Below are 7080 nucleotides of genomic sequence, written 5' to 3' on the forward strand. Positions count from 1 at the left end.
ATCGCCGGCGCGGCGGTCGGCATCCGGCGTCGCGGCGAAGGCGGGCGGCGGGGCGCGGTGGACCTGGCCGCCGGGCGCCGGGCTTTCCTCCAGCAGCGTCACGCGGGCGCCGTGGCGCGCCGCCTCCGTCGCCGCGGCCATGCCGGCGGGCCCGGCGCCGAGCACCGCGACATCGCAGTCCGTCATGCCGGCTCCACCACCATGCCGTCGCGCACCGGCACCAGGCAGGCCTGCGCCAGCCTGCCATCCACCCGCACCAGGCATTGCTGGCAGGTGCCTATCAGGCAGACCGCGGCATGGCCGCCGCCGAGGTCGCGGATGCCGGCGGCGAGCAGCGCCGCGGCCAGCGCCTCCCCCGCCGGGGCGCGCAGGGGCTGGCCGCGGAAGGTGAACCCGATCCCGGCCGGGCGTCCGATCCCGGCGATGCGCAGCGTGTCCGACACGGGCCGATCCTATCCTGCCGCGCGCCGCCGTCCATGCCGCGGCGCGCCGCTTGACCCCCCGGCGCGCCGCCGGGAAAGTCCAGCCCGGTGCGACGGGGGACGGGCTTGGGCTTCCTGGTGCTGGAAGGGCTGCGCGCCGGCTATGCCGGCGGCAAGGGCGACGTGCTGGCGGATGTGTCGCTGCAGGTGGCGCGCGGCGAGGTGGTGGGGCTGATCGGGCCCTCCGGGTCCGGCAAGTCGTCCCTGCTGCGGGCGCTGGTCGGGCTGCTGCCGCCACGGGCCGGGCGGGTGACGCTGGATGGGCGGCCGGTGGACTATGGCAGCCGCGCCAGCCTGCGGGCGGCGCGGGACCGCTTCGCCATCGTCTTCCAGCAGTACAACCTGTTCCAGAACATGACGGCGCTGCGCAACGTCGCCATCGCGCCGACCCTGGTGAAGAAGCGGCCGGCCGCCGAGGTGGAGGCGGAGGCGCGGGCGCTGCTGGCCAAGGTGGGGCTGGCCGGCAAGGTGGATGCCTATCCGGACGAGCTTTCGGGCGGGCAGCAGCAGCGCGTCGCCATAGCCCGCGCCCTGGCGCTGCGGCCCGACATCCTGCTGCTGGACGAGGTGACCAGCGCGCTCGACCCCGAGCTGGTGACGGAGGTGCTGGACAGCATCCGCGCCCTGCAGCGGGACGGGATGACCATGCTGGTGGTGAGCCACGAGATGGCCTTCATCCGGGAGGTGGCGACCAAGGTGGTGTTCATGGATGCCGGGCGGGTGGTGGAGAGCGGGCCGCCGGCGCAGGTCTTCGACGCGCCGCGGAGCCCGCGGCTGCGGGACTTCACCGCGCGGATCCTGCGGCACTGAGCACGGGTGGCACCGGCCGCCGCGCCCCGCTGCTACGGCAGCACGGCTGAGAGGGGGGACCCGGCGATGGCGCGAGCCGCCGGGTGTCGGTCGCCCCGGCGGGGCCGGCCTGCCGGCGCGCGCGCCGAAACGCCTCGCCGGCGCATCGCCTCTGGCCTGCCCGCCCATCGCTCCGGGTGTTGCGGTCCCTGCCCCTTCGGCCATGAACCATTGCCCCTGGCTTGTTGCCCCTGACCCGTCGCCCCTGGCTCGTCGCCCCTGGCTCGTTGGCCCTGGCCCGTCGCCCCCGTCCCGGCGCGGCATCCGGCTTGCCTGCCGGCGCGACAGCGGCTGGAGTCCGACCAGCCGGGGAGACCGAGGCCATGCCGACCACCCTGATCGCCCCCACCCGTCGCGCCGCGCTGGCCGCCCCCCTGGCCGCGGCGTTGCTGCCGCTGGCCGGAAGGGCGCAGGGCGCGTTCCCCAGCCGGCCCATCACCATCATGGTGCCCTGGGCGCCGGGCGGGACCACCGACATCCTGGCCCGCACCCTGGCGGAGCCCTTGCGCCTGGCGCTGGGGCAGCCGGTGCTGATCGAGAACCGCTCCGGCGCCTCGGGCAATATCGGCTCGGCGGTGGTGGCGCGGGCGGCGCCGGACGGGCACAGCATCCTGTTCAACGCCATGAACACGCATGCGATGAACCACGCGCTGATGAAGGACATGCCCTTCGACGGCGTCGAGGATTTCTCCCCCATCGCGCTGCTGGGCCATGCGCTGAACACCATGGTGATCCACCCTTCGGTACCGGCGCGGACCGTGGCGGAGTTCATCGCGCATGTGCGGGCCAATCCCGGGAGGCTCAGCTATGCCTCGGCCGGCGCGGGGTCGGCCAACCATCTCTGCGCCGCGATCTTCCTGCAGATGGCCGGCCTCGACATGGTGCATGTGCCCTACCGGGGTGGCGCGCCGGCGGTGCTGGACACGGTGGCGGGCCAGGTGCAGCTGTTCTTCTCGGCGGCGACTCAGACCCTGCCGCATGTGAATGCCGGGCGGCTGCGGCTGCTGGCGGTGACGGAGGGGCGGCGCAGCGCGCTGCTGCCGGACGTGCCGACGGTGGGGGAGACGCTGCCGGGCTATGAGCTGGCGGTGTGGTATGGCGCGCTCGGCCCGCGCGGGATGCCCGCCGCAGTGGTCGCGCGGCTGAATGCGGAGCTCAACCGCGCCATCATGCAGACGGAGGTGAAGGACCGCATGGCGGCGATCGGGGTCGAGGTGGCGAACGACACGCCCGAGGCCTTCGGTGCCCTGATGCGCGCCGACGCGGCCAGGTGGGGCCGGGCGATCCGCGATCTGGGCATCACCGCCGACGCGACCTGAAGACTCGAGGGTTCCAAGGGCCTTCCGACCCTTGGCGGGAGAGAGCGAGAGGGCAGAGCCTTCTCGCTAGGACCGGATGACGTGCAGCACCGCCGGCACCGCGAGCGCGGCGAACTGCTGGCCGGTGGGAATATCGGCCTCCGTGTAGTACCCGTCGCGGTGCAGCAGGTTGATCGTCCCGATGCTCGTCCCGTTCCAGCGCACCGGCAGGTTCAGCACGCTGTCGCAGCCCAGGCTGCGGATCAGGTCATGGTCGAAGAACACCTCGCGGATGTCCTCCGCGGTGCGGCCGATATAGGGCTGGCCCTCGTCCAGCACGCGGCGGAACCAGGGCGTGTCGACGATCGGCTTGCGGCCGCCGACCGGATAGGCCTCCGGCATGTTGGTGTAGCAGCGCTGGTTGAAGCCGGCGCTGCGGTCGGCGACCAGGATGGTGAAGAGGATGTGGCCGATGGCGCCGCCCATGGCCTGGTCCAGCGCGTCGAACAGCGCGGCGGGCTGGCCCGGCCGGGCGGTGGCGGCGGCGGCGGCGGCGAGGTGGGGCGCGGGGTCGGGGCGGGTCATGGCGCGGCCTTCGTCAGGGTGCGTTCGGGGATGAGGCCCTGCTGCCGCCAGCGCAGCAGCAGGAGCAGGGCGAGGGCGACCGAGGCTTCCCGCAGCGCCGCATGCTGCACCGGCGCGAGGCCAGGGATGGCGCCGGCGAGGAAGCGCGTGCCTTCCAGCAGGACGATGACCAGCACCGCGCCGGCCACGGCGCCGCGCATCGACCCGCCGCCGCCCGCGGTCAGGGCGAGGACGATGTAGATGGTCAGAAGCGGCGCGAAGCCGTCCGGCGCGACATAGCCGTTGTAATGGGCGTAGAGCGCGCCGGCGAGGCCGCAGATGGCAGTGCCGAGCGCGAAGGCGCGCACGCGGAAGGCCAGCACCGGCTTGCCGGCGACGGCGGCGACCTCCTCATCCTCCCGCAGGGCGCGCAGCACCCGGCCGAAGGGGCTGTGGGACAGCCGTGCCGAGAGCAGGAAGACGAGGCCAACCGAGCCCCAGACGAGGCCCAGCAGCACCAGGTTGAATTGCTGCGGCGTGACCGCGCCGCGCAGCGGGCCGGGGATGCCGCTGATGCCGTCCGTGCCGTTGGTCAGCCAGGTCTCGTTGCTGGCGATGAGGCGGATGACCTCGGCGAAGCCGAGGGTGACGATGGCCAGGTAGTCGCCGCGCAGCCTGGCCACCAGCAAGGCGAGGCCGGCGCCGGCGACCGCCGCCAGCAGCGTGCCGGCGGCGATGCCGAGCGGCATCGGCCAGCCCAGCCGCACCGTCAGCAGCGCCGAGCCATAGGCGCCGACGGCGACGAAGCCGGCGAGGCCCAGGTTCACCATGCCCGCCAGGCCCCAGGCCAGGTTCAGCCCCAGCGCCATCAGCGCATAGAGCCCGGCGAAGACCAGCATGGCCGCGAGATAGGCGTCCATCTCAGGCGCGCGCCCCGAACAGCCCCTGCGGCCGCAGCAGCAGCACCAGCAGGATGGCGAGGAAGGCGGTGACGCTGCGATAGGCCGGCGAGAGGATGACACCCGCCAGCTCCTCTCCCACGCCCACCACCAGCGCGCCCAGCGCCGCCCCGGGGATGGAGCCGAGGCCGCCGACCACGGCGGCGGCGAAGACCGAGAGGATGACGCGGAAGCCGGTCAGCGGGTCGATGGAGGTATCCAGCCCCACCAGCATGCCGCCCAGCCCCGCCAGCCCGGCGCCGAGGAAGACCGCCAGCCGCGCGATGCGGTCGGGGTCCACGCCCTTGATGTCGGCCAGCACCGGGTTGTCGGCGACGGCGCGCATGGCGCGGCCCAGCCGCGTGAAGGCCAGCAGGGCGAACAGCGCGCCGGCGGCCGCCAGCGCCGTGCCGGCATTGGCAAGCTGCTGCGGGTTCACCCGGATGCCGTCGAACCGCCAGTCGCGCTGCACCGGCAGGTCATAGCCGCGCAGGTCGTTGCCGAAGGCGAAGCGGATGATGTTCTCCAGCAGCAGGGTCAGCGCGACCGAGCCGATGGCGACGGTCAGCGGCCCGGCCGGGCGCAGCGGGCGCAGCGCCGCTTCCTCGGCCAGCAGCCCGGCGACGCCGGCGACCAGGAAGGCGAAGGCCAGCGCCGCCGGCGCCGGCATGCCCCAGGCGACATTCGCCACCCAGCCGGCGAAGGCGCCGATGGTGGCGAAGCCGGCCACCGCGAAATTCGGGTAGCGCAGCACGGCGAAGATGCCGTTCAGCCCGATGGCGGGCAGCATCAGCACGCTGCCCGCCATCACGCCGTTGACCAGGACCTGGAGGAGGTCGCGCCAATCCTCCATCAGATCATCTGCAGCAGGCGGAAGCGGCCGGCCTCGGCGACCTCGAAGCGGAATTTCGTGCCGCGGATGTCGCCCTTCTCGTCGAAGTCGCAGGGGCCGGAGGCGCCCTCGTAATTCACCGCCCGGCCGGCGACGATGGCGCGCAGTCCGTCGGTGACGTTGTCGACCTTCTCGCCCTCACCGCCGGTGATGCGGCGGACATGGTCGCGGATCGCCACGCCGGTGGCATCGCCGGCCTGCGCCGCGGCCAGGATGGCCAGCGCGGCATGGTCGGTGGTCTGGGCGGAATAGGGGTCGACCTCCGTCCCGCCGAAGCGCGACTGCAGCCGGCGGAAGGCGCCGCTGTCCATGTCCGGGCTGGGCTGGAAGGTGATCAGGCCGTTGGTGACCTCGTTCGGCAGGGCCTCGAAGGTCCGCTGATTGGCGGCATAGGCGAAGGTGAGCTTCCGCCCGTCGAAGCCGGCCCGGTACAGCTCCCGCAGCAGGATCGTCACGTCGGGAAGGTAGCCGTTCAGCAGCACGGTGTCGGAGCGCGAGCGCAGCAACTGGTCCACCTCCGACCGGAAGGCAGTCTTGTCGCGTTCGTAGATGACGAAGCCGGTGACGCTGCCGCCGGCGGCGCGCAGCTTCTCGGCCATCACCTCCTGGCTCGACTGCGCGAAGGGGCTCTGCGCCGCCAGGTGGAAGACGCGGCGGGCGCCCTGCGCCAGCAGCCAGTCCGTCGCCGTGGTGACCTGCAGCCGGCTGTTGGGCTGGGTGCGGAAGACATAGCCCTGATGCGGCAGCTGGGTGATGGAATCGGCGCCGGAGACGGTGAAGAGCGGCACCCGGTTCTCCCAGCAGAGCGGCGCGACGGCCGTGGTGACGGCGCTGGCCCAGGTGCCCATGACGGCCGAGACGCGGTCGACGTCGATCAGCTTGCGGGCGCTGCGGACGCCGGCATCGGGGTTGGTCTGGTCGTCCTCCGCCACCACGCGGATCGGCCGGCCCCCCTGGCGCGTGGGGATGCCGCCGGCGGCATTGGCTTCCTCGACCACGGCCTGGATGGCGCGCAGCATGGCGGGGCCATAGGGGCCGCCGGCGCCGGTCAGCGGCGGCAGCGCGCCGAAGGTGACGGGCATGGCCTGCGCGAAGGCGCGGCCGCCGATGGCGAAGACACCCGTCCCAAGCAGCGCGGCGCGCCGGCCGATACGCATCATCCCTGCCTCCTCCGATGAACCGCCGCAGTGTCGCAGGCTCCACACGACACTGCGAGAGGGGCTCCGCCCCCCTCGCGCTCCCCCCTCCGCCAAAGGCCGAAAGGCCTCTGGCCACCATGGGTCAGCCGCCTAGGAACAGCCGCCGCACCTCAGGGTCCGATGCGAGCACACGCGCATCGCCCGTGCGGGCGACCCTGCCATCGACCAGCACGACGCCCTCCTCGGCGATCGCCAGGGCCTCCAGCGCATTCTGCTCCACCATCAGGATGGCGGTGCCCTCGGCATGGATGGCGGCGATGCCGTCGAACAGCGTCTCCGCCGCCAGCGGCGACAGGCCGGCCGAGGGCTCGTCCAGCAGCAGCAGCCGGGGCTTCACCATCAGCGCCATCGCCATGGCCAGCACCTGCCGCTGCCCGCCCGACAGCGTGCGCGCGGCCCGACGCCGCTTCTCCGCCAGCACCGGGAAGCGGTCGAGCAGCGCCGCCAGCCGTGCCGCCACCTCGCCCGGCGGGGCCAGGGTGCCGCCGATCTCGAGATTCTCCCGCACCGTCAGGGAGGGGAAGATGTTGGCTTCCTGCGGGACGAAGGCGATGCCGCGGGCCGCGACCGCCCGCGGCGGCAGGCCGGACAGCGGCGCCCCGTCCAGCAGGATGCGCCCCGATTTCAGCGTCACCAGCCCGGCGATGGCCTTCAGCAGCGTCGACTTGCCGGCGCCATTCGGCCCGACGATCGCCGCCATCCGGCCGGGCGGGAGCGACAGGTCGATGCCCTTGAGGATCTCATCGGCCGCGCCATAGCCACCGATCACGCCCTCCACCCGCAGCAGCGGCGCCGCAGCGTCGGTCATGCGCCGGGGCCGCCGCTGCGGGGCGCCGGGCCCGGATGCGCCGGGCGGCC

9 protein-coding genes are annotated in these 7080 nt (G+C 73.5%); 2 read left to right on the top strand and 7 right to left on the bottom strand.

What is annotated here, in order from left to right:
• Together E2C05_RS26475 and E2C05_RS26480 are read right to left on the bottom strand one after the other, a co-directional pair.
• A partial coding sequence (locus E2C05_RS26475; protein ID WP_158292380.1) for an FAD-dependent oxidoreductase occupies positions 1-186 on the bottom strand: 186 nt, incomplete at its 3' end.
• Complete coding sequence (locus E2C05_RS26480) at positions 183-443, bottom strand: 2Fe-2S iron-sulfur cluster-binding protein (RefSeq protein ID WP_240046902.1); 261 nt, start codon at positions 441-443, stop codon at positions 183-185. The genes E2C05_RS26480 and E2C05_RS26475, both read right to left, overlap by 4 nt.
• An 87-nt stretch (positions 444-530) precedes the next feature.
• On the opposite strand from E2C05_RS26480, the gene E2C05_RS26485 reads away from it, so the two are divergent.
• Both E2C05_RS26485 and E2C05_RS26490 read left to right on the top strand, forming a co-directional pair.
• The gene (locus E2C05_RS26485; protein ID WP_240046903.1) at positions 531-1292 is read left to right on the top strand and encodes an amino acid ABC transporter ATP-binding protein; all 762 of its coding nucleotides are present in this window, start codon (positions 531-533) and stop codon (positions 1290-1292) included.
• Between the two features lie 362 nt (positions 1293-1654).
• Positions 1655-2650: a Bug family tripartite tricarboxylate transporter substrate binding protein gene (locus E2C05_RS26490; RefSeq protein WP_133222655.1), complete on the top strand. Its 996-nt coding sequence runs from the start codon at positions 1655-1657 to the stop codon at positions 2648-2650.
• A 66-nt stretch (positions 2651-2716) separates the two neighbouring features.
• On the opposite strand, the gene E2C05_RS26495 is transcribed toward E2C05_RS26490, so the two are convergent.
• The 5 genes from E2C05_RS26495 to E2C05_RS26515 all read right to left on the bottom strand — a co-directional run.
• The gene (locus tag E2C05_RS26495) at positions 2717-3214 is read right to left on the bottom strand and encodes a GAF domain-containing protein (protein WP_133222656.1); all 498 of its coding nucleotides are present in this window, start codon (positions 3212-3214) and stop codon (positions 2717-2719) included.
• Positions 3211-4113, bottom strand: coding sequence for a branched-chain amino acid ABC transporter permease (locus E2C05_RS26500; protein ID WP_133222657.1), 903 nt, complete (start codon positions 4111-4113; stop codon positions 3211-3213). Before E2C05_RS26500 ends, E2C05_RS26495 begins: the two co-directional genes overlap by 4 nt.
• A gap of 1 nt (position 4114) precedes the next feature.
• Positions 4115-4984: a branched-chain amino acid ABC transporter permease gene (locus tag E2C05_RS26505; RefSeq protein ID WP_133222658.1), complete on the bottom strand. Its 870-nt coding sequence runs from the start codon at positions 4982-4984 to the stop codon at positions 4115-4117.
• Entirely contained in the window at positions 4984-6180 is a 1197-nt protein-coding gene (locus E2C05_RS26510) for an ABC transporter substrate-binding protein (protein ID WP_240046904.1), read from the bottom strand. Before E2C05_RS26510 ends, E2C05_RS26505 begins: the two co-directional genes overlap by 1 nt.
• A gap of 124 nt (positions 6181-6304) precedes the next feature.
• A partial coding sequence (locus E2C05_RS26515) for an ABC transporter ATP-binding protein (protein ID WP_338045199.1) occupies positions 6305-7080 on the bottom strand: 776 nt, incomplete at its 5' end.

The organism is Paracraurococcus ruber, assembly GCF_004353985.1.
Classification (GTDB): domain Bacteria; phylum Pseudomonadota; class Alphaproteobacteria; order Acetobacterales; family Acetobacteraceae; genus Paracraurococcus; species Paracraurococcus ruber.